Origin of the sequence: Streptococcus sp. Marseille-P7376 (assembly GCF_902460385.1) — a bacterium.
Taxonomy (GTDB): domain Bacteria; phylum Bacillota; class Bacilli; order Lactobacillales; family Streptococcaceae; genus Streptococcus; species Streptococcus sinensis.
This window is the reverse complement of sequence record NZ_CABPTS010000013.1, coordinates 23,288-48,358: the sequence shown is the minus strand read 5'-3', so window position 1 is coordinate 48,358 and position 25,071 is coordinate 23,288. Positions and strand designations below refer to the sequence as shown.

The window sequence follows — 25,071 nt, the reverse complement described above, 5'->3', positions numbered from 1 at the left end:
TGGCTGAACAAAATCTCTTTGAATGCTAGAAACAAAATCCACTCCTTCAAATGAGAAACTATTTTCATGTCATGCTTTTACTAGATGAAAGCATATTTCCCGTCAATCTAGGGGAAGATTAGTTAGCAGCGTGATATTGGAGAACTATCCCTCATGACGAGTTCCTGAAAATCCAATTGGTTAAAATAAACTTTAATTAATTGATATAGTGGGAGTCGTATCGGCTTCTTCTATTGAAACCTTACATCGAGCAATGTTTTTACGATTCTTACATTCTACAGACGACGCTTTCTCGCATGACTCTTTACAAATGTGTGGTATTTGTAGTATGGATAATTCGATTTAAGATGGTACTCTAAAGGACTCACTTACAGCACCACCCCAATGGATAGTTTCAAAACTTGACAGTAAATCTCTTTTTCAGTATAATGAAAGTGAACAACGTTCATATTGAGGTGACCAAATGAATACAGTTGTAACGTCAAAAGAGAAAATATTAAAAACGAGCCGAGAGCTGATTCAAGAGCAGGGCTGGTCTGCGGTCAGCATTCGCTCGGTCGCGGCTGCCTGCGAGGTATCGGTAGGCTCTATCTACAATTATTTTGATTCCAAGACAGACTTAATCAGTTCTACCGTGGAAAGTGTCTGGTGCGAGATTTTTCACCGCCCCGAAGATGCTGCCGTATTTCAGGATATTCAGGCCTGTGTGACATGGATTTACGAACGAATGGCCTACGGCTGCAAACAGTATCCTGGCTTTTTCACTCTGCATTCTCTCGGCTTCATGCGGGAAGACAAAGCTGACGGCAAGCAGCGGATGCAGCAGACTTGGCAGCATATTTTAGCTGGCTTGTGCTCTGTCTTGAAACAAGATGTCAACATTCGGGCAGATGCTTTCACGGAAGACTTTACCGCAGAAAAATTTGCGGATGTCTTATTTTCCCTAATGATTTCGGCTCTACTGCGGCAAGACTATGACCCCTCAGCCGTGCTGGAGATTATCCGCCGAACGCTTTATTAAAATTCCTACTGAATTGTGGGAAATTTTTATCCAGTAAATTGAACGTTGTTCAGAAAGGAGCTATTTCATGAAGGTAAAACGAAATACCTTGCTACTTATCGCCTGTCTTGTATGGACCACAGCAGGTTTTAACATCCTTCGCATTGGACTTTTAGCCTATCCTGCCTATCAAGGAATAGTAAATTATCTGCTGACCGCACTGGTTTTCGCTGTGTTTCAAATCTTTATTTTCGGCAAACTGGTCAAAAAGCATACAAGCAGGATTCGTGCTTATCAAGAAGAACGCCACTTTTTTCTCAAATTCTTTGACGGAAAATCCTTTGCTATCATGGCGATGATGATGACCGTCGGTATCTGGTTACGGTCAAGCGGTTTTGCACCAGAGCGATTTATCGCGTTTTTCTATACCGGTCTGGGAGCTTCTCTTTTACTGGCAGGGCTCTTGTTTGGCTTTAACTTTGGCAAAGCGATATTTGCCGCTGACAAAGAAAGATAGTGAATAATTTAAGAAAAGAGGCGATTAATTGATGCAAGCAATCGTAGAAACACTTTTTGACGCTGTCTATCTGGTAGCCGTCATGACCATTGGCATCCTGATGATTCGTAAAAGCAAGAGAAATTCTCAATTCCGTTTATTCGGATGGATGGCGGTGGTACTGGGAGCAGGTGATTCTTTCCATCTGATTCCCCGTGCGCTGGCACTATGCACCACTGGACTTGGACAATTTACCGTTCCTCTAGGTCTTGGAAAGTGGATTACCTCCGTCACCATGACCGTCTTCTATGTGCTGCTTTACTATGTCTGGCAGCAGCGGTATCAAGTCAAAGGGCAGAATGGTCTGACTGCCGTCGTGTACGCTTTAGCTGGTGTACGGATTCTGCTTTGCATGATGCCGCAGAATCAATGGTTAAGTTCCGACTCCCCTCTTTCTTGGGGCATCTATCGCAACATTCCCTTTACGCTAATGGGTTTATTAATCATTGTGTTCTTCTATCAGAGTACAAAGGAACACAGGGATCAAGCCTTCCGCTGGATGTGGCTGACTATTGTGCTCAGCTTTGCTTTTTATATCCCAGTAGTGCTATGGGCAGATACTCTTCCTCTGGTCGGGATGCTGATGATTCCCAAGACCTGTGCCTATGTTTGGACAGTGTTCATCGGATATTTTGCAATGAAAAAAGAATGTGAGTAAAGAAAAATGAACTTGAAACGATACATGAACGCCTCTATGCTCTATGCCATCCTTGCTATGGCGGGAGGTGTGTTTTACCGCGAATTCACTAAATTCAATAGTTTTACTGCCAAAACCTCCCTCGGAGTCGTGCATACACACTACTTCCTGCTGGGCATGGTCGTCTTCCTTTTGTTGCTCCTGCTAGAAAAGAACTTTTCCTTTACTGGAGCAAAGACGAAGCGTCTGTTGCTGACTTATCATATCGGTCTGAACCTAACTGCTGTGATGCTTGTGGTGCGGGGTGTGACGCAAGTATTAGGAGTGGCTCTCTCCTCTAGTATGAGTGCGGTAATCTCCAGCATCGCTGGGATTGGACATATCCTGCTTGGAGTCAGTTTGCTGCTCTTGTTGCTACAAGTCAAGCGCAGTATGTCAGAGATGCGCTAGATTCTCCTAATATTATTCCTGATTATCGGACATTCTCAGCGAAGCGGTAGACCGAGAATAATCGTCACTTTATGTCATTAGGGAAACTTATTCCCTAGAAATGTCATCCTTGCAACCTATTGCTTCGAATATTTGTGATTAACTGAGCAGTCACCACAACAGTGGCTGCTTTTTTCTGCTCTGAGAATCTTTCATATTATAAGTACCCCCGATATGGAGAATGAGTATCGCAACAATTTAGCTCTGGCACTATTTTAAAAATATAAACCAACATGTTCGAGAGAGAAAATGAGAATTTTTCACCACCTTGAAAATTCGTCCAATGCTTTTAAGTCTACATTTACTACCAAGTTAAAAGACCAACTGTCACATAACAGCTGGTCTTTTCTCGTTTAGAGAGTTTTGCGTTTCTTAGCGGCTTTGGAAAAAGCAATATCCTGAATCTGATCATAGCGCAGGAATTGCTGAATAAGCTCCCTATCGCTTACCTCAGGATTCAAATCAATTACATAGTCTAGCTTGATGGTCTTCTTTGCAGCCGACTGGATAGAGGTCAACTCAACCGACTTGCAGGCCGTTTCAAAGAGAGCTTCAAAAAGAACTTCATAGTCGAAATCAGCCGGAATCTGAATCTGAACATAGCGTCTGGTCTGACTGACAGAGCTAAAGGTCATCTTTTCAAAGAGCAGCCAAACTAAGGAAATAAAGAGAGTAAAGACGATTCCCAGAGTTACAAAGCCCATACCTGTCGTAATCCCAATCGCTGTCGCCATAAAGATAGCCAAGAGCTCCTTGGAGCCTCCTGCTGCCGATCGGAAGCGAATCAGACTGAAGGTCCCCGCTACGGCGACACTGGTACCCAGATTGCCATTAACCAAAAAGATGATCATAGAAACAATCGTCGGCAAAAGGGAAAGAGTGATGACAAACTCTTTGGTATAGATGGTCTGGTGCTTATAGACCTTGGCCAAAACGATTCCCAAAACTAAGCTGATTGCCAGAGAAAAAAGTAGAGCTAAGAGATTAATCTTTACCTCAGCTGAGGAATAAATACTGTTAAATAGCTGATCAAGCATAGGCTATCCCTCCTTAGGACTTGAGCGTTTGAGCCATTCTTTCCTTCATTTTTAGATAGGCTCTGCCATATTTTGAGAAGGACTGCTCCTCAATGCCGTACTTGTTTAAGATATCGGCCAACCACTGAGGATATTGACCGGAAATTTTGATTTCCATAATCACCTGACCCTCCTCCAATAAAGGTAAACCATAGCGGCCTGAAGTTAAGTCTACATCATAATCTCGGTAACGGATATTGGAATCGACCGTCACACGAACTTTTTTGTCTTCTAAGCCCTTCCTCGAATAGCGCTCATAGCTAATTACCATTTTTGGCTTCAAGTCCACATAGCGCTCCTGTAGCTCTTCCACTTCTGCCTTAACACGTTCGTCAGAAATAGTCTGATCTGCTAGACCGTTCTCAATATAGTTGACAACAGAGGTTAGATTTGAAACTAGACGGTATTTAAAACCTACTTCATCACATTTTTTCTTGATTTCCAAGAATACCTGACTATCATCTGTTGGTTCTTCCACATAAGTTCGCATCCGCAACTTTTCACGCCCGCCTTTTTTGGCAATCGAATCCTGAATCATCTGGAAATCATCATTATCAAAATATACATTGGAAATTGTCGAAGTCGCATAATCGTCTGGAATCAGGTAAGCCTGCATCTCAGCCTCTAGCAGAGCAAGCGTTGCTCGGTCTAGAATATACTTGGTTTCGATACGTTGGAAGTTTGTTTGGATTTGCTTTTGTTTCATTTAAATTCTCCTTTTATTCTACAAATGTAGTTTGTTCTTTTAAAAGAAAGAGAGCTTCCGCTCTACATCTCACAAGCATCTGGCTAAACTTTATCTGTCTTCTCCTTTCCTAACAGTATTTTCAAAAGACTTTCTACAATTGTAGTTTATAGTTATATTCTACACTTGTCGTTCTTGGAAGTCAAGAGCCAAATGAGTGATTTTTCTAAAAAAATGAACGAGTCTCCTCTAATAATTAAAGAAAAGCAAATTTAGGTTAGAAAACGGACTGAAAGATTGTTGGTGCGAACAGCTGAGGTTCGTTAAGGAGATCTAACATCAACTTTTCAAAGAACCTGAGAAGATAAAAAAATCTACTAGCCCAAGTTTTTAAGAAACTTAGACCAGCAGAATTCTTTTATCTAATCATCGTCATCATCGTCATCGTCTTGATCATCATCAGTATCTGGATCATCCTGAGAAACCGTATTCTGGGCAGGGGGCTGTACTGTTGTCGCGCCGGCACCAGTTCCCGTACTATAAGAACTGGCTGTTCCCGTCTGTCCTGTGACTGGAGTTTCATGGTTGGCTGGATTGGCTCCAGTAGCCGATGAGGAAGGACTGACTTCTTTCTCGACTGTCACTGTCTTTTCGATAGTGGTGTGCTGCTTGGACTGGAGAAGCTTCCCATCCTTGGCATTGATAATAATCTCATGAACTGTCTGTTCGTGAGAAAAACGAATTTTATAAGTATCTTTTTCACGCACAACCTGCAGGTCTTTAACATCCTTTTCAGCAAGAGACAGTTCTTTTAGGGCCGCAGTTAGAGCTTGACTCTGGCTGAGCCCTTGAGACTGCTTCTGACTGGTCACCAGCTTGCTCTTCTGCACTTGGACATCTGGACTTTCAAAGGCAAAGACCGAGCTAGACAGCAGCAAAAGGAAAGGAGCTGCCACTATAAAGGCAGTGGATAAAAACTTTTTAGGCAGGCGACTATCCATAATGCCAATAATCCGCCGCTTAAGATTAAACTTGTCGGAGTAAAAGCAAGTCGTCAGGGCGATAGGGCTCTTTTTGCTACGATCGATCATGGTCAGAATCGTTTCGCCATAAAAAGTACGATACTCCGTGTCTCGGCTACTTAGAACATCATAGTCACAGTACATTTCTCCTACTTCTTGCATCTCCCGACAGGCAAAGCGAACAACTGGGTTAAACCAATGCAAGCTCCTAGCAAGAATCCCTAAGAGATTGACCAAAATATCTCGGTGCTTGTAGTGAGTCAGCTCATGCTTGAAAATCAACTGCAGTTCTTCTTCTGTATAGTCCAGTTCTGGCAACACAATCAAAATGTCTCTGAATCCAAGTAACATCGGACTTTGAGTCATAGGATAGTGAAGCAGACGAATCTTGCTGTTAATCCCCATTTCCTGCTGAACAATCGGCAACTGAGCAAGCGTTCCCTCGTCTTGAACTTCTGTCCCCCAACGCTGCAACATCTTTCTGAAGCGAATATAGGAATAAACATACCTACCTAAGCTAAAGGCAAAGCCGACCAGCCAGACAACAAAGAGAATTTCAAACCACGGTAGCCTTAAAAAAGCCTCCCACAGATTTGACTGGGCAGCTTTTTCAGCTACTTGCGAACTTCCTTGTGCTCCATCTGTCCCAACAGCAGTGACTGCCGTCTGAACAGCCGGTCCAGCATTCAGCCGAATCAAGCCTGAGCCCAATTGGGGACGAAATGGGACAAGAAAACTCAGCAGGACCAGAAACCAGATAAAATATTTGACCCTGACCGAAATCTTGGTCTTTAAAGCCGCAAAAAGAAGACTTAGCAAAAGAACCAAAATTGATGTCGAAAGACTGGTCAGCAGGAAGGACAAAAGGAGCTGTTTCATGGCTATTACCTCATCTTACTCTTTCTGATTCAGGAGATTACGCAACTCATCTAGTTCATTTTCTGAAAATGAATTAGACGAAAAAAGTGTTTTGACAAAACCACCCATGGAATGACCGCTGTAGCGCTTCAGGAAGTCTGACGTTTCCACTTCTAGGTATTCCTCCTCCGAAATCAAGGCTGTGTACTGCCTTTCACGCCCCTTGCGGACGCTTTCTAAAAATCCCTTTTCCGTCAAGCGTGCTAAGACCGTCAACAAAGTTTGAGGTTTCCAATGGTTGTCTTCTCCCAATTTTTCCATGATTTGGGCTGAAGTCGTTGGGTTTGGCAAATGCCAAATAATCTTTAAGATAGCAAATTCACCATCTGGCAAACGTTTCATTGAACTTTTCATTGTTTTTATATACTTTCTAAAGGCTATTTCTAACTTTATTCTACACATGTCTAACAAAAAAGTCAATCATTATGTAAAAAAATAGCGGGAAATCACTATTTCCCGCTCCTTTTTAGAAAAATAAACTCAGCAAAGTCAACATTGCCAAACCACCCTGCTTGAGCAGAATTTTCGGATCGCTGGTAACTGCACCATAAGCCGCTACTAAGATGATATAAACCATAAAAATTCCCAGCCAAACTGGATTAGGCTGCACAAAGGCCGCAATTAAAACCAAAATACCCAGCAGACCATTATAAACTCCTTGGTTTTTGAAAAGAGTATTGACCGACTTCTGCTCTAACTCCTCTTGAGACATACCAAAGGCCCGTGCTGTCGTAGCTGAAGTCGTTGCGATAGTCTCTAAGTACATAATATAGAAAAATTCCAAGGCAACCAAACTTGCCAAAATCAGTGTAAAAATAGACATTTTCTTCTCCTTATAGAAATTTATGACGAAAAGAAGTATAACATAGCGCTAGAATTTAGTACCAATAAAGAGGTAAATTATGTTAACCTATGATTTAATTGTCATCGGCTTTGGTAAGGCCGGTAAAACATTGGCAGCCAAAATGGCGACTCAAGGAAAAAAAGTTGCTTTGATTGAGCGTAGCAAGGTCATGTACGGAGGAACCTGTATCAATATCGCCTGCATCCCAACCAAAACTCTGCTTGTCGCAGCTGAAAAAGGCCTAGCTTTCGACTAAGTCATGGCTGAAAAGAACGCTGTAACCAGCCGTCTCAACGAGAAAAACTACGCAGCAATCAGTGGCGCTGGTGTCGACATCATGGATGCGGAAGCTCATTTCCTTTCAAATAAGGTCATCGAAATCACAGCTGGCGATGAAAAAGAGGAACTGACTACTGAAACTATTGTCATCAATACTGGTGCAGTTTCCAATGTCCTGCCAATTCCAGGACTGACTGAAACCGAGCATGTCTATGACTCAACTGGCTTCCAGAACAAATGTCTTGGGATGTGGAAACAGTCAGGGAAGTGACTGTTTCAATCGGAAGATAGAGATGAGCTTTATTGCTCAAGATTTCGATTCCAGAAAGATCCTAGCTATCCTAGACGGACGGACACAAGTAACGATTCGCAATCACTTTCTGCGCTATTCCAGACAGGTCCGAAACCAAGTTAAAGTCATTACCATGGACATGTTTAGTCCCTACTACGATATTGCCAGAAAACTATTTCCAAACGCTAAAATCATCCTCGATCGTTTTCACATTGTACAACATCTTAGCCGGGCTATGAGTCGTCTTCGCATCCAAATTATGAATCAGTTGGATCGAAAATCGTACGAATACAAAGCGCTGAAACGCTACTGGAAACTGATCCAACAAGACAGTCGGAAACTCAGCGATAAACGCTTTTAGCGCCCAACTTTTCGCTTGCACTTGACCAACAAAGAGATTCTAGAAAAGCTTCTCTCTTACTCTCAAGAACTCAGAGAACACTATGAAATCTACCAGCTCTTACTCTTTCATTTCCAAGAGAAACAGACTGATCATTTCTTTGGACTCATTGAAGATACCATTTCTTATGTAAATCCTATCTTTCAGACTGTTTTTAAAACCTTTCTCAAGGACAAAGATAAAATTATCAACGCTCTTGAACTCCCTTACTCAAATGCAAAACTGGAGGCTACTAACAACCTCATCAAGGTTATCAAGCGCAACGCTTTTGGCTTTCGGAATTTTGAAAACTTCAAAACTAGAATCCTCATCGCTTTGAATATCAAAAAGGAGAGAACCAATCCGGTCCTCTCCAGATGTTAGCTGACATCGACCCACTACAGTTGACAAAGAGCCAAGAAAATGACCTCTAGCTTTACTCGGCTAGAGGTCTGACTTACCTTGCTGATATTTGAGAACATTCAGTTCATCTCATTCGGAACTGAACAACAACTTGATTGTTGATTATTTAATTTATTAAATTTTTAATTCCTTTAACCGCTAATGATTTTCTTTTATCTTAGCATCAGAAACATTTATAATAAAGCAACTATTGATTAACATCTTGAAGTCTGAAAACCATCTAAAAGCTTCTACTTTCTATCCCACCGTCATAATCAGATAAGCTAAGCAGGCCTATCTAATGATTTAACCAATAGTCCAGTAAAGCAACTACTTATATGTTATAAACATCTATATTTATCAGCAAAGCAAATCGAATGCGAAATTAATTTTTTCCTTTCCCTATCTTTACTTATATTATACTCCTCTGCACAGAAAAATGCAAGCGTTTACAATCAAAAAATATAAATTTTTTAAATAATTTTTGCAACTAAAAAGAGCTGAAAATATCAGCTCACAATCTTATTCAAATAAGCTATAATAGTCAGCTATGGTCAGCTTGGCCTTTTCTTCCTGCTTGAGGTCTTGGATGATCTGACCTTCCTTCATGACAATCAGCCGGTTGCCGTATTTGAGGGCATCTTCCATGTGATGAGTAATCATGAGGGCCGTCAGTTGGTCTCTTTGGACAAAGTCATCAGTCAGCTCCATAAGGGCAACACTGGTTTTTGGATCCAGCGCTGCCGTATGCTCGTCTAAAAGAAGCAGTTCTGGGCGCTTGAGGGTCGCCATCAGCAGACTTAAAGCCTGTCTCTGACCACCAGAGAGAAACTCTATCGGCGTATCCAGATGTTTTTCCAGACCATTGCCAATTTTATCGATGGTCTCCTGAAATTCCTGCCGGTGGCTATTCAGCCGACGAGGGACTAGACCGCGCGATTCGCCACGAAACTTGGCAATCAGAAGGTTTTCTGCCACCGTCATCCGAGGAGCCGTTCCCATCTTGGGATCTTGAAAGACCCGCGACAGATATTTAGCTCTCTTTTCAGGAGAAAAGTTGGTTACATTTTCGCCTAATATATAAATGCTTCCGCTGCTCAGAGAGAGCGTACCGGCAATGACATTAAAAAGAGTTGATTTCCCTGCTCCATTGCCACCCAAAATCGTGATAAAATCATGCTCATGAATCTCCAGCGAAACATCGTTTAGGATGACCTTTTCTTCATCAAAGCCGTTATTGACCCGCTTGCTGGCATTTTTTAATTCTACAATCGCTGTCATTTGCTTAACTTAGCTCCTTTAAAGAATTTATTTTTCAAGGTCGGAATCATGAGGCAGACCGCCAAGATAACCGCACTATAGAGGCGGAGATAACTCGTGTTGAAACCAAGAGCGATGACACCCCAAATCAGAAACTGATAGGCAATCGCACCAACTACAATGGTAATCAGACGTTCAGCCAAGGTCAGGCTCTTAAAGAGAACTTCCCCGATAATCAGACTAGCCAAACCGACGACGATAACCCCAATCCCGCGGGATACATCAGCATAGCCTTCCTGCTGGGCAATCAGAGCACCAGACAAGGCAATGACGCCATTGGATAAAATCATGCCCATCAATTCCATGCGTCCAGTATTGATACCGAAACTACGTGCCATATCAGGATTATCTCCAGTCGCGATATAAGCCTGCCCTAGCTTGGTATCTAGGAAAAAGAGCAGGGCTGCAATGACCAGACTGACAAAAATCAAGCCTGTCAGGAGATTGTTTATGTCTCCAGAGAAGGGCAAAAAGTCCTGAATCTGCCGAGTTCCCAGCAGACCTAGGTTAGCCCGCCCCATGATCATCAGCATAATGGAATGGCAAGAAGTCATGACCAAAATCCCTGATAGCAGGGTTGGAATCTTACCCTTGGTATAGAGAAGCCCTGTCGCCAAACCTGCTAGACAGCCTGCCAGTACCGCAGCTGCCGTTGCCAAGAAAGGGTTCATCCCTTTGGTAATCAAGGTGACGGCTACCGCCCCACCCAAGGGAAAGGAGCCTTCTGTCGTCATATCTGGAAAATTCAAAATCCGAAAGGTCATGAAAATCCCCAGACCCAAAATGGCCCAGACCAGCCCTTGTGAAATAATGGAAAGAATCATCTTATTGTCCTAACTAAATTAAAATCGTATTCTATTTTAACATAAAAAAGCAGCCAATTTCAATGTTGACGCGCAAACAAAGAAATTGGCTCACTGACTATTCACTTAACCACCGTCATCCGTCCTGTGTCCACATCGTAAACTGCCCCTGAGATTTCTACATCGTCCGGAATCAGCGGCGACTGCCGCAGCAATTTCATATCTTCACGTACACTTTCCACCACATCTGTAAAGGGCAGAAAATCCTGACCGCTGACATCGACACCCAGCTCTTTGTTGAGATAGGCTACAAACTCCTCATTCTTAAAGGTCTGTGCTCCGCAGTCTGTATGGTGCAAGACCACGATTTCCCGCGTTCCTAGCTGCTGCTGAGAGATGACCAGCGAGCGAATTATGTCCTCCGTGACCCGGCCGCCAGCATTCCGCAAAATATGTGCATCCCCAAGAGCCAGACCCAGAGCCTGAGCCACGTGGAGCCTAGAGTCCATGCAAGTTACAATGGCTACTCTGGTTTTTGGCTTGATAGGGAGATGTGCTGTTCCATGCAGATCAACATAAGCTTGATTGGCCTTCATAAAATTTTCAAAATAAGACATTTTCACCCTCATAGATACTTTGATATTCAAATAATTTTCTCTTATCTTACCATCTTTTCGGTCATTTGTCAGCTGTTAGCTTTTTTATAAAAAAGCTAGGACAGATAAATTCAGCACCTGTCCTAGTTTGTCTTTTTATGAGCTTTTTGGAATATACTTGCTGAGTGAGCCTGCAAAGGTTTGAAGATTCAAGCTTTGAACATAGATTTCTCCAGTACCTCGGAAGGTATTGACTACGCCTTCTCCCGTTCCGATAGACTGCCAGAAGCTATTTTCCAGATGGATATTATAATCCAAAGACTGGCTCCAAGCTACTACATGGGCATTGTCAATGGTCACTTCTTGGTTATTCAGTTCAATTTTCTTAATAGATCCAAAAGCATTGGCCAAAAGTGTGCCTTGCCCTTGGGTCGTCATAACAAAGAGACCGCCCTGACCGCCAAAGAGAGCCTTGCCAACAGACTGGCGCTCCATCGTATAGTAAGCCGTACCATCAAGAGCCAGAAAAGCTCCGTCATTGAGCCGATACTGCTTCTCTCCCAGATAAAGAGGAATGACCTGACCAGGAGCATCCGGCGCCAGAGCCAAAAAGCCATTATCCGACTGAGCGACCGCCTGCGTGATGAAGGTGCTTTCGCCAGACACCATCGAACGCCCGACTGCTTTGACAAAGCGTCCCAAACCAGAACCGCTAGCATTGAGCTGGGTGTTCAAGGTTACATTAGGCGTGTGGTAGACCATACTGCCACGCTGAATAAAGACTGTCTCACCTTGATTTAGGTGCAAGTCAACGAGTGGGAATTGCATATTGCTATCCATGGAAAATCTCATGATCTTACCTCCGTATTTTTATATGATTAGATTATAACATTGGAAAAATATTTTTGCAAACAAAAACTAGTCTGACAATAAAATTTAGCCAAAAACCTTTTTCAGAACTTCTCCAATCGTTGTCACACCGATAACTTGGATATTGTTCGGAACCTTGAGACCATTCAGAGAGTTTTTAGGAGCGTAAACCTTGGTGAAACCCAGTTTTGCTGCTTCGTTGATGCGCTGCTCGATGCGGTTGACCCGACGGATTTCGCCAGTCAGACCAATTTCACCGATAAAGCACTCTTGAGGGTTGGTCGGCAGATCTTTGTAGCTGGAAGCAATGGCTACCACCACCGCCAAATCAATAGCTGGCTCATCTAGCTTGACACCACCAGCTGATTTGAGGTAAGCATCTTGATTTTGCAGGAGGAGCCCTGCTCGTTTTTCTAGAACAGCCATGATGAGGCTGGCTCGGTTAAAGTCCAGACCAGTCGTGGTCCTCTTAGCATTGCCGAACATGGTCGGTGTCACCAAAGCCTGCACCTCAGCTAAAATCGGCCGCGTCCCTTCCATGGTCACAACGATGGAAGAGCCTGTCGCACCATCCAGCCGCTCTTCTAGAAAGACTTGGCTGGGATTGACAACCTCAACCAAACCGCTGGACTGCATTTCAAAAATGCCAATCTCATTGGTTGAACCAAAGCGATTTTTAACTGCCCGTAAAATACGGAAAGTGTGTTGGCGTTCGCCCTCAAAATAAAGCACGGTGTCCACCATATGCTCTAGCGTGCGGGGGCCAGCTAAGGTTCCTTCCTTGGTCATGTGACCAACGATAAAGGTCGCGATATTATTGGTCTTAGCCAACTGCATGAGCTCAGCCGTCACTTCTCGTACCTGAGAAACAGAGCCTTGAACACTGGAAATTTCCGGCGACATAACTGTTTGAATGGAATCGATAATCAGAAAATCTGGCTTGATTTTCTCAATCTCCGTACGGATATTTTGCATATTGGTCTCGGCGTAGAGATAAAATTCACTGTCAATATCACCGAGCCGTTCCGCCCGCAGCTTAATCTGCTCAGCTGATTCCTCCCCGCTGACATAAAGGACGGTGCCCTGATGAGAAAGCTGGGTGGATACTTGCAGAAGCAGAGTGGACTTACCAATACCGGGATCTCCGCCAATCAGGACCAGACTGCCAGGCACTACGCCACCACCCAGCACACGATTGAACTCGTCCATGTCCGTCTTGGTCCGGTTGACATCAATCGAAGTGACCTCAGCCAGCTTCATAGGCCGAGTCTTTTCGCCCGTCAAGGAAACGCGGGCATGCTTGACCTCAGCAGCCTCTACCTCCTCAACAAAAGAAGACCAAGAGCCACAGTTGGGACAGCGGCCTAGATACTTGGGCGAATGATATTCACAATTTTGACAGACAAAGGTTGTTTTTTTCTTAGCGATGAGATATCTCCTTTATTATTTCTAATTCACATTCAATAAACTGGCAGAAATCAATAGTTTCATCTGGCACAAACTGACGGATGAGCATGCGATGGGCTACAACGACTACTGTCTGGTAGTCACGATACTTTGCCATACATTCTACAAAACGAGACTTCATCTGCTCAGCTGTCTCATACTGAATAGGACTACTGGAGAGCAAGGCTCCATTATTTTCTAAAAACAGGCTTCGAGCTTTTTCAAAGTTCTCTCTTCCCGTTTCATAAACCTGCCATTCATGCAGCAAAGGCTCCACAAAAAGCGGTAGTTGGCGGTCTCGAATCAGATAGGAGGCCGTCTCCAAAGCCCGCGTCACAGAAGAGGAAATCAGAATTTCCGCCTGTTCCAGCAAAGGATTAGCAGCAGCCTCTGTCGCCATCCGACGACCAGCAACTGACAAAGGAGCCAAATCTAATCCAAAACCAGTATAACCAGCCTCTTCCAAGAGTGAATAATCTGGTTCTCCATGGCGCACAAAAATCACTTTCATCTCAATGCCCAGTAGAGCCAAATCCGCCTGTCCGCACACCTTCCGCTTCATCTCCATCTGCAATCAAAAATGGTGCAAAGACAGCCTGGACCACACGTTCCCCCACTTCGAGGACGACTTCCTGATCTGTGATGTTTTTCATCTGAGCAAAGATATGCCCTTCATTTCCAGGATTGCCGTAGTAGTCACCATCAATAACCCCAACGGAGTTAATTAAAACCAGACCTTTTTTACGAGGATTGGACGAGCGGTCATAGAGGTAAAGCACCTCGCCCGGCTGCATATAGGCCTTGACACCCGTCGGAACCAGCTTAATCTCCCCCGGCGCAATGATGATGCGCTCTGCCACTTTTAAATCATATCCTGCTGCGTGAGCCGTCTCTCTCTTGGGCAGCAAATCGTCATTTGGAAAGCTGGAAACCAGCTCGAATCCGCGAATTTTCATACAGTTCTCTTTTCTATTTTTACTGTCCCTATTATACTAAATTCGCAAAAAACAAGCAAAAAAACCGCCGATTGGCGATTCTCCCTAGTATAGATCTCTGATGATCTCTCCATTATCCAGATAGGTAAACTGCTCCGTCAAATCTGATGTGAAAACTTGATACATTTCTTTAAAGCTCAAGGCCAGCGAGTGGTGATCAAGTTCCTCGCGTTTAATCCAGAACACTTCTCCTTCGTCGGACGAGACCAGCTCTCCTTCAAAACGATTGGTCTTGTAAAGAAAAACGATATAGCGCTCATCTTTTTCAGTATAAAACTGCTTGACACCACACAAGCGAGGCTCGTATATGGTCAGTCCCGTTTCCTCTTTGACTTCACGAATCACTGACTTAACAAAGGACTCCCGATGTTCAACATGACCGCCTGGAAAGCAAAGGCCGGTCCAATCATCATTTACTTTATTTTGCACTAAAATGCGGTCTCCATCGTAAACCATACACATATTTGTTAAAATAACTCGCTCCGCTCTTGACATCTCTGCTCCTCCATCTACCGACCGATTCGCTCGGCCTATTTGTGACTCATTATAACATAAAAGACATCAAATTGCTGAAAATCCAGATTGCTCAGCCTTTCCAGCAAAAAAACCGCCGATTGGGCGGTTCTTATAGGGAGATTATTATGAAAAAGAAAAGTTTTAGGATTTCATCAAATAAAGTTAGGAGGTCTTCATTTGATGGTTATATTATATAAAGCTTATCTTAAAATTACCTAAAATCAATTTCAGTTTTTATAATTCTTGCAAAAGATATTGGAAGAGCTCCAAATTGCCCTTTTCTTCGTTGATCAAAAACTCTGGATGCCACTGAAGGCCGATGATACGACTGCCATCCACAGCCTCAATCGCTTCGATGGTATTATCTCTTGGATCAAAGGCAGTTGCTCGGAAATTGGACGCCAAGTCCTTGATGCTTTGGCGATGGACAGAATTAATCTGACTCGCCTGACCAAACAAGCACTCCACAACGCTATCTTTCTCCGTGCGAATGGAGTGCGAAGTTCCAAATGGCTGCCCCTGCCAATGATTGTCAATCTGCTGATTAAGCGTGCCGCCAAAAGCAACATTTACCAACTGCAGACCGCGGCAAATCGCCATGACTGGCTTATTTTGGCGCAGAGCTTCTTTCAAGAGTGCCAACTCAAACTCATCGCGAACCAGATTGTAATCATCGCTGTCAATGGTCTTCTCCTCCCCATAAAACTGCGGGTGAACATTTTGCCCACCTGACAAAATCAGCTTGTCAATGGTTTCTACGTAATCCTGAACTAAACTTTTATCGCCAACGGGAATCACCATCGGCAGGCCACCAACCATTCGTACGCCGTCCACAAACTTGCGTGAAACAGAGGTGTGAATATTCTTTCCAGCTTCATCTACTGGACAAAGATTGGCTGAAATTCCAACAATTGTTCTGCACATACCGTGATTCCCCCTTATTTTGATATAGTATATCTTACCATGCCTTTTCTCAGTCGTCCAATAGATTTTTTTAAAGCGGGTTATAAAAAATTTTTATCAAAGACTCTGCATGTCTCTCGAATAAAAAAACTCTCGAATGCACTATAAGCACAAACGAGAGTTTGGAAAAATGTCTCAACTTTCTACTCAAATACAAACTGGTTATGATAAAGTTCTGAGTAGAAACCGCCGAGTTTGAGGAGCTGGCGATGATCGCCCTGTTCAATAACCTCTCCATCTTTGAGGACGATAATCTGGTCCGCATTGAGGATAGTTTTGAGGCGGTGAGCAATGACAAAGCTAGTTCGGCCAGCCACAATGGCTTCCATAGCCTGCTGAATCTTGCTCTCTGTTACCGTATCGACATTAGAAGTCGCTTCATCCAAAATCAAGACTTGTGGGTCAGTCAGCAGAGTTCTAGCAATGGAAATCAGCTGTTTCTGCCCAGTTGAGAAGATATTCTGGTCATCATCCACCAAAGTATCGTATTTGTCTGGCAGACTTTCGATATAGTCATGAATATGGGTCGCACGCGCAGCGATTTCGACCATCTCCTGACTGGCATCCGGCATACCGAAGCGGATATTGTCCCGAATCGTGCCACTAAAGAGCACCGAATCCTGTAGGACAATGCCCACATGGCTCCGTAGGCTGTCCAGCTCATAGTCTCGAATATCGCGACCGTCAAACTCAATACTACCACTGTCTACATCATAAAAGCGGTTGAGGAGGTTCATAATGGTCGTCTTACCTGATCCAGTCGGGCCAACAACAGCCGTCATCTTGCCCTTGGGTGCTGAAATGCTGATATCTTTTAAAATTGGCTTACCTTTCAGATAAGAGAAATCAACATTCTTGATCTCAACTCCTTCTTTAAGCTCTGTGAAAGCAGGTGCATTTTCAGACCGAACCTCTTCTGGTGCTTCAAACATTTCTTGGATCCGATCAGCGCCAGTAAAAGCAAGCTGTAAGCTCCCCCAACTGGCAGCAATCTGTATGATAGGCTGGTAGTACTGCTGAGAAAATTGAGAATAGGTTGTAATCAATCCGACCGCAACCGCAGTACCAATACTCGAATCATTCAGCAACATAGCCGAACCTACAAAAATCACAATCGCGGTGTTGATAAGACTCAGCCCATTCATAACCGGAAAGAGCAGCCCTGAGCAGGCACGACCTTTAAAAGTTGCCGAACGAACCCTATCATTTTGGGCGACAAAGCCTTTAATCACCTCCTCCTGCATACCTTGAACAATCACAGCCTTCTGGCCCGAAATTGTCTCATCCATATAAGCATTCAGTTTCCCGACCTCTTTTTGCTGGAGGTCTGTATATTTACGAGCCAGCCTGACAATCGTGATCAAGACAAGAAGGGAAACAGGCGTGCTCGCTACGGTTACCCAAGCCAAGCTTGCATTTTGGGCAAACATAATCACAACTAGAGCAATATAAAGAAAGATGTTTTTCATCACCTGAATCATGCTCTCATTCAAAGCCTGAAGAATATTGTCCAAATCACTGGTAAAGCGCGAGAGGATATCTCCATCCTGATGACGGTCAAAGAAAGAGACCGTCAACTTAGCTAACTTCCCAAAAAGGCCCTTTCTCATTTCATTGGTCGAATGAGAAATGACGCGAGACATCAAGGTCATATAAATCATGCTGGAAAGAGACAGACACAAAAAAGTGAAAAATAAATTCCACATAATGCCTCCAAATACAGTAAGAATCCTTTCTGTATTCTGATTATCGGCGAAAGCGGAGCCCAGCTCAACAAGATTCTGAACGACCTGACCAACGTAAATCGGAAAAAGAACTTGAAGCACTGTGGACAGGAGAATCATGAGGATAACTATTACAAATGACAGTTTGTAGTGTTTAAAATACTGCCAGAAAAATTTCATCGTCCGCATCTTAATCCTCCTTTCCTTTTTGTGTTTCGTAGATTTCGCGGTAAATCTTATTGGTGGCAACTAATTCAGAATGGGTGCCCTGACCAATCAGCCGCCCTTGATCTAAGACCAAAATTTTATCTGCATGGACAACCGAACTGATTTTTTGAGCGATAATAATCGTTGTTGTCCCTTTCAGCTCTTTATTCAGAGCTTCCTGAACCAGCTTTTCAGATTTGGCATCCAAAGCTGAGGTGGAATCATCTAGAATGAGGATATTGGGATTGTTGACAACCCCGCGAGCAATCGACATCCGCTGTTTTTGCCCACCTGAGAAATTATTCCCGCGCTCTTCAACTTCACTCTCAAAAGTATCTTCCATTCGGTTGATAAACTCACTAGCCTGAGCAATCTGAGCCGCTCGCTCCATCTCAGGCAGTGAAGCATTTAACTTCCCTTGACGCAAATTGTCTGCAATCGTTCCCTTGAATAGGATTGCTTTTTGCAAAACAATCGATACATTTTTACGAAAGGTGCCCTGACTCAGGTCGCGCAAATCCTTGCCACCGATCGTGATAGAACCTTCCTGTGGATCAAAGAGACGAGGAATGAGTTGAGCCAAGGTTGACTTTCCCGCCCCAGTCGCTCCGACAACACCAATCATTTGACCCGCTTGTACTTCAAAACTAATATCTTTGAGTATTGGTTCTTCGTCTGTCGGATAGGTGAAGGTCACATGCTCAAAAGTGAGGCTACCTTCTAGTTTTTCATCAGGAACATCCTTAAATACCATAGCTGGTGCTGTATCTAGAACTTCATTGATTCGGCGGATTGAAATCAGAGCCCGAGTTACTGTATTCCCCAAAAATCCAACCATAATAATCGTAAAGATAATCTGGTTTAAATAGCCAACAAAAGAAGCAATCGAGTTGACAATCTCAGGATCTGCTTGGACCATGCCTGAAAGAGCCCAGACTGCTAAAAATACTGCTCCATATCCAACAAACATCATAATCGGCTCGACAATAGAAAAAGCATAGCCAATGAAAAGATTTTGCGAAAGCAAATCATCAGAAATCTGGCTAAATTTTTTAAATTGCTCCTGCTCTTGAACAAAGGATTTGACTACACGTACACCGCGCAGGTTTTCCTTCGCAATACTATTCATCTTTTCTAAGAGAACTTGAAATTTCCTAAACCGAGGTCCCATCAAGCCCATCATTAAAAGCAGTCAATCCCGAGACCAGCACAATTAATAGGACAATGATCCACCACAGTGATGGTAGGGTCATCAAAGCCAAGATGACTGAGCCAATGAACAGCAAGGGCAAATGGAATAGAATCTGAAAAACCATCATCACCAAATTTTGCACTTGGTTGATATCATTCGTCATCCGAACAACAAGATTTCCGGCATTGAATTTCTCAATATTGGCATAAGAGAAGGTCTGAATTTTACGGAAAGTTGCTTCACGAAGGTCAGAGGAAACAGCCTGAGCAATATAGGCCGCTATAATGACATTGATGCCTCCGGCAACCAAACCAACTATTCCTATCCCAATCAGCCAGACTCCTGTACTGGAAATTGTTTGTCCACTGTTTGACTGGAGCGCATCTAGTATACGTTTCAGCAGCCAAGGCTGGAGCAGCGAGCTGGCAATCATCAGGGTGGCCATTGTGATTGACCCAAGTACAAACCATTTATAGCGTGATAAGGTTTTAAAAAACATATTTTCTCCTGACTTTCTCTTACTTTTGCTTAGCTTTTTTACTATATCATAGATAAATACAATGTCAAGCAAGAAATTTCGTATATTATGTGGTAAAATAAAGTATAGAACTCTAAAACTGATTCCGCCCATTCTGGAGTCTTGAAGTAAGGAGAAAACATGGATAAACAACGAGTTGCTGTGATTGGCCCCGGCTCTTGGGGAACCGCTCTATCACAAGTCCTTAATGACAACGGACACCAAGTCCGTATTTGGGGCAATATTGCAGAGCAGATTGACGAAATCAATAACCAGCATACAAACAAACGCTATTTCAAAGATACTGTGCTGAGCGAAGAAATTAAGGCTTATCATGACTTAAAAGATGCTCTGGAGAACGTGGATGCTGTGCTTTTTGTAGTGCCGACTAAAGTAACCCGGCTGGTAGCCAAACAAGTAGCGCAGACCTTGGATCACAAGGTGAAAATCATGCACGCCTCCAAGGGATTGGAGCCTAACAGCCACCAACGAATCTCAACCATCTTGGAAGAAGAAATCCCCGCAGAGCTACGTAGCGAGATTGTCGTCGTTTCAGGTCCCAGCCATGCTGAGGAGACTATTGTCCGCGATATTACTCTGATTACCGCAGCATCCAAGGACTTGGAGACCGCTAAGTATGTACAGGAACTCTTCAGCAACCACTACTTCCGCCTCTACACCAATACCGATGTCATCGGGGTAGAGACAGCCGGCGCTCTGAAAAATATCATCGCAGTTGGAGCCGGAGCTCTCCACGGACTAGGCTATGGTGACAATGCCAAGGCTGCCATTATCACACGCGGTCTGGCTGAAATTACCCGATTGGGTGTCAAGCTTGGAGCCAGCCCTCTGACCTACAGCGGTCTTTCTGGTGTCGGTGACTTGATTGTCACAGGAACCTCTGTTCACTCTCGCAACTGGCGGGCCGGCGATGCGCTGGGTCGCGGCGAGAAATTAGCTGATATTGAAGCCAATATGGGCATGGTTATCGAAGGAATTTCTACGACCAAGGCTGCCTACGAACTAGCTCAAGAGCTAGATGTCTATATGCCCATCACTCAGGCCATCTACAAGGTCATCTATGAGGAACATAATATCAAAGATGCCATTCATGATATGATGAGCAATGAATTCAAAGCTGAAAATGAGTGGTCTTAATTCGCACTATTATTTATAAAGGAGAAACTTATGTCAAAAGTCAGAAAAGCAGTCATTCCTGCTGCTGGTCTCGGTACCCGCTTCTTGCCAGCTACGAAGGCTTTAGCCAAGGAAATGCTGCCCATCGTTGACAAACCAACTATTCAGTTTATCGTCGAAGAAGCCCTCAAGGCTGGAATCAAAGACATTCTAGTTGTCACAGGTAAGTCAAAACGCTCGATTGAAGACCATTTCGACTCCAACTTTGAGCTAGAATACAACCTCAAAGAAAAAGGCAAGAACGACTTACTCAAGTTGGTGGATGAAACCACTGGTATCGGTCTACATTTCATCCGTCAGAGTCATCCGCGCGGGCTGGGAGATGCTGTTTTGCAAGCTAAGGCCTTTGTCGGAAACGAACCTTTCGTTGTCATGCTGGGTGATGATTTGATGGATATTACCAATGACAAGGCAGTACCGCTAACCAAGCAACTCATGGATGACTATGCAGCGACTCATGCCTCTACTATCGCTGTTATGAAGGTTCCACACAACGAAGTCTCTGCTTATGGAGTCATTGCTCCGCAAGGTGAGGGAGTCAATGGACTGTATAGCGTTGAAAAGTTTGTTGAAAAACCTGCACCAGAAGAAGCACCGAGTGACTTGGCCATTATCGGCCGCTATCTGCTGACACCAGAAATTTTTGAAATCCTAGAAAAACAAACTCCCGGCGCTGGCAATGAAATTCAACTGACTGATGCCATCGATACCCTCAACAAGACTCAGCGCGTTTTTGCCCGCGAATTTAAAGGCGACCGCTATGATGTTGGTGATAAGTTTGGCTTCATGAAAACTTCCATCGACTATGCTCTCAAGCATCCGCAAGTTAAAGATGATTTGAAGCAATACATTATCGATTTGGGAAAGAAATTAGACGGAGCAAAATCATCTGATAAGTAAAGAAATAGAGTTTAGAAATTGAACTGCACCCCAAAAGTTAGACACAAAATCTAACAATTGGGGTGCTTTTTATTATGAAATTAACTTATGAAGATAAACTGCATATCTACTTCAAAAGATAACTTGATAGCCCTGATAAAAAAGAACTCAGGAATTAGATTCAAGCAATTTATGATGATTATAAAGGCAACTATGCTTCCCGTCGGATTTATTTAGAGCTTTGTAATCCTAGTTTCCTAGTCGATCACAAAAATGTTCAGCGTTTGATGATAATCACAGGGTTCTCTGCCCGCATTCATCGCAAGCATGTCCATTCTCCTACCGAAGCAAACTTGGTAAAAAGCTGACAACCTTATTCAGCGTCAATTTGAAGCTTCGAAACCCTATCCGAAGTGTTATACCATCTATCGAAAGGAAACTTTCCCTATAGCTAGATTTATCATGATTTTCTTAAAGGCAAAGGAGTAACCCATCTATGTCATGAAAATAGAGTAAGCCTGAGATGTTCTATGCTTATGAAAAATCTTATCACTCACTTGATGACCTAGAGAAAGCTATTGGATTAGGTTGTTTACTACAGATTAAAAAAAATGAAAAGGACTGAGTCCTGTGCAGTACAGGATCCAATCCTTTCAATAATGATTTGTCCAACTTTTGGAGGCAGGACACTTAGTAGGCTCTTTTTATTTTTCTAACAATTGCAGGTCCCATTAAGCTTTATGGTTTCTGCGTTTTTCTAAATAAAAGACAAATCCAAGTGCGCTCAGAAGGACGCCTCCGATTATCCCTACCATGGACATCGTTTGACCAGTAGATGGCAATTTCTTGTCATTTTCCTTTTGCGTTACTTTTGGAGCTGATTTGTAAACAACACCATAAGCAGAGAAATGATTAGTCGTGAAGGTGACTTTTGTTTTATCTGCATTGAGAGTAAACTGATAGTTTTCTAGCTTGCCATCTTCTCCAATTGCAACAATTGCTTCAACTTCTTTGTTTGGATCAACTGGAATCGTTACGACTGTTGAGCTGATTTGATGAACAGGTCCATTTTGATTAGATAACTGAATGTCATAAGCTTTATAGTCTTTCCCTTTCAGCGCTGCTACATCACTCAAAACACCAACTACTAAACTAAAACCACCTTGAGAAAAATCTGGATTTTGCAAGATGATACCTGTGGCAGGATCTATTAAAATGTATGAGTTAGTTGGAAGGACTGGGCGACCATTTGTCGTCGGTACAGTCGGTTTTGGTTGATTTTTGCTTGGTTCTGTACTTGGCTCTGTCGGTTTCGGCTCGTCCTTGCTTGGTTCTGTACTTGGTTCTGTCGGTTTCGGCTCGTCCTTGCTTGGCTCTGTACTTGGTTCTGTCGGTTTCGGTTCGTCCTTGCTTGGTTCTGTACTTGGCTCTGTCGGTTTCGGCTCGTCCTTGCTTGGTTCTGTACTTGGTTCTGTCGGCTTCGGCTCGTCCTTGCTTGGTTCTGTACTTGGTTCTGTCGGCTTCGGCTCGTCCTTGCTTGGCTCTGTCGGCTTCGGCTCGTCCTTACTTGGTTCTGTACTTGGTTCTGTCGGCTTCGGCTCGTCCTTGCTTGGTTCTGTACTTGGTTCTATCGGTTTCGGTTCATCTGCTGGATACTTGTAATCATCCGGAAGCGAAGCCCGATACGGATCATCTGTTCTTCCAGCTTCTTTCAAGGTTGCAGACAACTCTGCTTCATATTGTTTGAATTGCTTAAAGAGACGTTCTGAGCGTGCCAAAGCTTCTGTTGTTACCTGATCTTCTGCATCCTTAGCTGCTGCTTCATCTGCTTTCAAAGCTGCATATTTAGCATCACTAACTTTCTGCTCAATCATTAACTGTTCTTCGAGCGCTTTCCAATGATTTTGGATAGATTTTCCAAAGAGATCTTGGTTGTTAATCGCCATTTGGTCAATGTGCCAAACAGTCCAATACCAAGAATTCGGATCATAGGTTTCTGTTCGAGGTTTAAAGGCTTGATAAGTATCCTTCACATTCCCATAGAATGGAACGTACGGAGTATTCCGAGAAGGCCCCAAGCCTAGCCAGACAGTCCCACCAAATGTCTTTGGTAGATTTGGATTGATCTGATAAACATGGGCATCAATAACGTTTTCATTTCCAAGCGCATATTTATACTGATCTTGACGCACTTCATCCTTGCTTCCATCATCACCTTGTTTTTTAACACCAATTTGATCATCTGGTACAAAGCGTCCATTCAAGTGTTCAAAACGGTTTCGTTGGAAAGCAAAAGCATCTTCCAAAGTATACTTCTTATCTGGATCACTTGGTGAGCGGAAAAGTTCGTACTCATCGTCTTCATACGTCACTTTTGCTTTTGGATCTAGCAAAGTAATCCCTGCATAGGTCCGAGAACGATCTCCTTCAGCATATTTAGCAGGTCCGTATGATTTGGCAATGTGGAAATTTCCGTCTTTATCTGTTTGATAGTTTCCAGACTCTTTGGCTACTTTTTCAACATCTTTTGACGCAATGACATTTTCTGTATCTGTCAAATCTACATGACCAAGATAATAGGTATTGGCAAATACTGCATATTTATCTTCTGGTACCTTCACGGCTACATATTGATGTCCAGAAAGGATTTCCATATACCAGGTCTCGTTTTCGTCTGCAAAGACAACAATATTGCCTTCAGCCGAACCCTTTTCCTCGATCACTTTGGCCAGTAATTCAACCCCTTCACGTGCTGTTTTCACACGAGGCAAAATCACGTCCAGCATGGCTGCTTCTGGAAGTCCATCCGCTTTTAGAGGGTCTGTAGCTAATACTTGTTTATTGGGACTAGCTGAAACAGTTGCCGTCATAGAAACACCAGCTTCATTAAAGCCATGTTCCCCAAAAGCTCCATTACTACCATCACCTCGAGCAGAGTCATAGGTCGCTGTATATCTCATCTCGCTAGCAGCGTGAGGATAAGTGAAACCATTGGACTCATCTTGGATTTGATCCCCTTCATTATAGGTTTTCGCATCTACAACAACATAGTTTTTGTTGTGTTTCCCGCCATTTGGATAGTAAGGGTAGTCTTCTGTCCGACCAAAAAGTGTCGTTCCATCCTTGGTCAACTGTCGACCAATAATGAAACCACAGCAGGCTTGAACAGCCTGAATAGGCAACAAGAGAATTACCATTATAGCAATGACAACTTTGAATGTTAACTTCTTCATCGTTAACTCCTTTTTATTTTTTGAAAGTCCTAAA

Annotated in this window: 22 protein-coding genes and 4 pseudogenes; 9 read left to right on the top strand and 17 right to left on the bottom strand. The window is 43.4% G+C overall.

The features are described from left to right. Positions 1–463: 463 nt before the first annotated feature. From FZ952_RS07570 to FZ952_RS07555, 4 genes are all read left to right on the top strand, one after another. Positions 464–1,021, top strand: a complete 558-nt coding sequence (locus FZ952_RS07570; protein WP_037616618.1) for a TetR/AcrR family transcriptional regulator — start codon at positions 464–466, stop codon at positions 1,019–1,021. 67 nt (positions 1,022–1,088) lie between these two features. Then, positions 1,089–1,517: a hypothetical protein gene (locus FZ952_RS07565; protein WP_148881205.1), complete on the top strand. Its 429-nt coding sequence runs from the start codon at positions 1,089–1,091 to the stop codon at positions 1,515–1,517. Between the two features lie 31 nt (positions 1,518–1,548). Next, the gene (locus FZ952_RS07560) at positions 1,549–2,214 is read left to right on the top strand and encodes a hypothetical protein (RefSeq protein WP_148881204.1); all 666 of its coding nucleotides are present in this window, start codon (positions 1,549–1,551) and stop codon (positions 2,212–2,214) included. Between the two features lie 6 nt (positions 2,215–2,220). Continuing rightward, entirely contained in the window at positions 2,221–2,643 is a 423-nt protein-coding gene (locus FZ952_RS07555; protein ID WP_148881203.1) for a DUF2871 family protein, read from the top strand. 392 nt (positions 2,644–3,035) lie between these two features. Here FZ952_RS07555 and FZ952_RS07550 read toward each other — a convergent pair whose 3' ends face one another. From FZ952_RS07550 to FZ952_RS07530, 5 genes are all read right to left on the bottom strand, one after another. Continuing rightward, positions 3,036–3,719, bottom strand: coding sequence for a DUF4956 domain-containing protein (locus FZ952_RS07550; protein WP_148881202.1), 684 nt, complete (start codon positions 3,717–3,719; stop codon positions 3,036–3,038). Between the two features lie 13 nt (positions 3,720–3,732). Continuing rightward, entirely contained in the window at positions 3,733–4,464 is a 732-nt protein-coding gene (locus FZ952_RS07545; RefSeq protein WP_148881201.1) for a polyphosphate polymerase domain-containing protein, read from the bottom strand. 401 nt (positions 4,465–4,865) lie between these two features. Next, positions 4,866–6,344, bottom strand: coding sequence for a M56 family metallopeptidase (locus FZ952_RS07540; protein WP_148881200.1), 1,479 nt, complete (start codon positions 6,342–6,344; stop codon positions 4,866–4,868). Positions 6,345–6,359: 15 nt separating this feature from the next. Further along, positions 6,360–6,737: a BlaI/MecI/CopY family transcriptional regulator gene (locus FZ952_RS07535; protein ID WP_062201216.1), complete on the bottom strand. Its 378-nt coding sequence runs from the start codon at positions 6,735–6,737 to the stop codon at positions 6,360–6,362. Between the two features lie 112 nt (positions 6,738–6,849). Then, positions 6,850–7,206 (bottom strand): DUF1304 domain-containing protein, encoded by a 357-nt coding sequence (locus tag FZ952_RS07530; protein ID WP_062201219.1) that lies wholly within the window; start codon positions 7,204–7,206, stop codon positions 6,850–6,852. Between the two features lie 79 nt (positions 7,207–7,285). Between FZ952_RS07530 and FZ952_RS07525 the strand changes: the two are divergent. Both FZ952_RS07525 and FZ952_RS07520 read left to right on the top strand, forming a co-directional pair. Beyond that, positions 7,286–7,741 (top strand): annotated as a pseudogene (locus FZ952_RS07525) (FAD-dependent oxidoreductase); the annotation flags it as partial. Beyond that, positions 7,723–8,561, top strand: a pseudogene (locus FZ952_RS07520) (ISL3 family transposase); the annotation flags it as partial. The pseudogenes FZ952_RS07525 and FZ952_RS07520, both read left to right, overlap by 19 nt. Before the next feature lie 540 nt (positions 8,562–9,101). Here FZ952_RS07520 and FZ952_RS07515 read toward each other — a convergent pair. The 11 genes and pseudogenes from FZ952_RS07515 to FZ952_RS07455 form a co-directional block, all read right to left on the bottom strand. Further along, positions 9,102–9,860 carry an ABC transporter ATP-binding protein gene (locus FZ952_RS07515; protein ID WP_148881199.1) on the bottom strand — a complete coding sequence of 253 codons (759 nt, stop codon included), beginning with the start codon at positions 9,858–9,860 and terminating at the stop codon, positions 9,102–9,104. Continuing rightward, complete coding sequence (locus tag FZ952_RS07510; RefSeq protein ID WP_148881198.1) at positions 9,857–10,723, bottom strand: ABC transporter permease; 867 nt, start codon at positions 10,721–10,723, stop codon at positions 9,857–9,859. The genes FZ952_RS07515 and FZ952_RS07510 overlap by 4 nt, the downstream gene beginning before the upstream one ends. Positions 10,724–10,824: 101 nt before the next feature. Beyond that, positions 10,825–11,319 carry a beta-class carbonic anhydrase gene (locus tag FZ952_RS07505; RefSeq protein ID WP_148881197.1) on the bottom strand — a complete coding sequence of 165 codons (495 nt, stop codon included), beginning with the start codon at positions 11,317–11,319 and terminating at the stop codon, positions 10,825–10,827. A 135-nt stretch (positions 11,320–11,454) separates the two neighbouring features. Next, positions 11,455–12,150, bottom strand: a complete 696-nt coding sequence (locus FZ952_RS07500) for a TIGR00266 family protein (protein WP_148881196.1) — start codon at positions 12,148–12,150, stop codon at positions 11,455–11,457. A gap of 84 nt (positions 12,151–12,234) precedes the next feature. Next, the gene (radA, locus tag FZ952_RS07495; protein WP_148881195.1) at positions 12,235–13,596 is read right to left on the bottom strand and encodes a DNA repair protein RadA; all 1,362 of its coding nucleotides are present in this window, start codon (positions 13,594–13,596) and stop codon (positions 12,235–12,237) included. Next, positions 13,589–14,125, bottom strand: a complete 537-nt coding sequence (locus FZ952_RS07490; protein WP_148881213.1) for a histidine phosphatase family protein — start codon at positions 14,123–14,125, stop codon at positions 13,589–13,591. The genes radA and FZ952_RS07490 overlap by 8 nt, the downstream gene beginning before the upstream one ends. Position 14,126: 1 nt before the next feature. After that, on the bottom strand, positions 14,127–14,570 hold the full coding sequence (locus FZ952_RS07485) for a dUTP diphosphatase (RefSeq protein ID WP_148881194.1): 444 nt from the start codon (positions 14,568–14,570) through the stop codon (positions 14,127–14,129). 84 nt (positions 14,571–14,654) lie between these two features. Then, on the bottom strand, positions 14,655–15,104 hold the full coding sequence (locus FZ952_RS07475) for an 8-oxo-dGTP diphosphatase (RefSeq protein WP_148881193.1): 450 nt from the start codon (positions 15,102–15,104) through the stop codon (positions 14,655–14,657). Positions 15,105–15,359: 255 nt separating this feature from the next. After that, a complete protein-coding gene (locus tag FZ952_RS07465) occupies positions 15,360–16,049 on the bottom strand; it encodes a gamma-glutamyl-gamma-aminobutyrate hydrolase family protein (protein WP_148881191.1) in 690 nt (229 codons plus the stop codon). Between the two features lie 182 nt (positions 16,050–16,231). Then, a complete protein-coding gene (locus FZ952_RS07460) occupies positions 16,232–18,001 on the bottom strand; it encodes an ABC transporter ATP-binding protein (RefSeq protein ID WP_148881190.1) in 1,770 nt (589 codons plus the stop codon). 1 nt (position 18,002) lies between these two features. After that, positions 18,003–19,710 (bottom strand): annotated as a pseudogene (locus FZ952_RS07455) (ABC transporter ATP-binding protein). A gap of 159 nt (positions 19,711–19,869) precedes the next feature. On the opposite strand from FZ952_RS07455, the gene FZ952_RS07450 reads away from it, so the two are divergent. From FZ952_RS07450 to FZ952_RS11955, 3 genes and pseudogenes are all read left to right on the top strand, one after another. Then, on the top strand, positions 19,870–20,886 hold the full coding sequence (locus FZ952_RS07450; RefSeq protein ID WP_148881189.1) for an NAD(P)H-dependent glycerol-3-phosphate dehydrogenase: 1,017 nt from the start codon (positions 19,870–19,872) through the stop codon (positions 20,884–20,886). Positions 20,887–20,916: 30 nt separating this feature from the next. Beyond that, entirely contained in the window at positions 20,917–21,825 is a 909-nt protein-coding gene (gene galU, locus FZ952_RS07445; protein WP_148881188.1) for a UTP--glucose-1-phosphate uridylyltransferase GalU, read from the top strand. A gap of 158 nt (positions 21,826–21,983) precedes the next feature. Continuing rightward, a pseudogene (locus tag FZ952_RS11955) lies at positions 21,984–22,227 on the top strand (IS3 family transposase); the annotation flags it as partial. Between the two features lie 308 nt (positions 22,228–22,535). Here FZ952_RS11955 and FZ952_RS07435 read toward each other — a convergent pair. After that, entirely contained in the window at positions 22,536–25,037 is a 2,502-nt protein-coding gene (locus FZ952_RS07435) for a C69 family dipeptidase (protein ID WP_148881187.1), read from the bottom strand. Positions 25,038–25,071 lie beyond the last annotated feature (34 nt).